Origin of the sequence: Streptomyces cavernae (genome assembly GCF_004023625.1) — a bacterium.
Lineage (GTDB): Bacteria > Actinomycetota > Actinomycetes > Streptomycetales > Streptomycetaceae > Streptomyces > Streptomyces cavernae.
This window is the reverse complement of sequence record NZ_RPDJ01000127.1, coordinates 1-1161: the sequence shown is the minus strand read 5'-3', so window position 1 is coordinate 1161 and position 1161 is coordinate 1. Positions and strand designations below refer to the sequence as shown.

Here is a 1161-nt window from a genome sequence, read left to right as displayed (position 1 = left end):
TACTGAGTTTTTCGTTAGTTCTGTGGGGGCTGATGGTGGATGGTGAGGCCGGTGTTGGTGAGGAAGGACCACGGGAGTTGCTCGCTGGAGCAGACGCGTTGGATGCCTCGTTCGGCTGCGTCAGCGACATCGGCGAGGTGGTCGCCGGCGAGGTTGGCCAGCTCGCAGGTCTTGATGGCCGACCACAGCATTTCGACGGGGTTGAGTTCGGGCGCGTAGGCCGGCAGCCGCTCGAGCGTCAGCCAGTCCTGCTCGGCCGCCCAGGCCCGCATGCCCCGACTCCAGTGAGCGGACAGTCCATCCCACACCAGCACCACCGACTCCCCGGCGTAGAAGGCCTTGAGGCGTTCCAGCACGTCGATCAGGGAGGTGGTGTCGTAGGTGCCCGGCTTGAGGTGGAAGCACAGCCGCGGGCCGCGCTCAAAGTCGGCGGCGTGGTAGCCCAGTGCGGCGGCCATCCCGGCTCGTTTCCAGTTCAGCCGGTGCCGCAAGAGCGGAGTGCGGCCGCGGGGCGCGTAGGTGCGGCGCACCTGAGGCAGCAGCGATATGCCTGATTCGTCGAAGAACACGATCCAGGCACGTTTCTTCACCGCCCCCTTTTGATGCGTGGCCATTCCTTGGCGACCCACCGGGCGATCTCGGACTCGTCCCGCTCGAGGGCCTGGCGCCGGGGCCGCTGCAGACTCCACCCCAGCCGCACGGTCAGCAGGCGCCATACCGAAGCCCGGGCCAACCGCACCCCGGTCACCCGCTCCACCACCACGCCGACCCGTTCCAACGTCCACAGGTCCGCCTCGAACCCGTGCGCCTGAGCGCCTTGCTCCAACGCGACCCGAACAGCTTCGACTTGGGCATCATCCAGCTTGGGCGGCCGCCCGGTGGCCGGACGCCGCCGCAGTGCCTGAGCACCGCCCTGCTCCCATAACCGTTTCCACCGGCGCACGCTCTCGGCATGCATCCCCACCATCCGTGCCACCTCGGACGTGGCACGCCCCTGCTCGAACAACTCCACCGCCCGCATGCGACGAGCCTCGGCCAACTGGGGCCGGGTCAGGGGCGGAACGGACACATCGAAAACCACGGCCTGCGACTCGGAAGACACACCAACAGCCTCACACCACTGACGCTCCTGCACCCACAGAACTAACGAAAAACTCAGTA

General features: G+C 67.2%; 2 protein-coding genes. Both read right to left on the bottom strand.

Going from position 1 to position 1161, the window contains the following annotated elements:
* Positions 1-14: 14 nt before the first annotated feature.
* Positions 15-590: a transposase gene (locus tag EF387_RS46465; protein WP_128382587.1), complete on the bottom strand. Its 576-nt coding sequence runs from the start codon at positions 588-590 to the stop codon at positions 15-17.
* A partial coding sequence (locus EF387_RS46460) for a winged helix-turn-helix domain-containing protein (protein WP_238432110.1) occupies positions 587-1161 on the bottom strand: 575 nt, incomplete at its 5' end. The genes EF387_RS46465 and EF387_RS46460, both read right to left, overlap by 4 nt.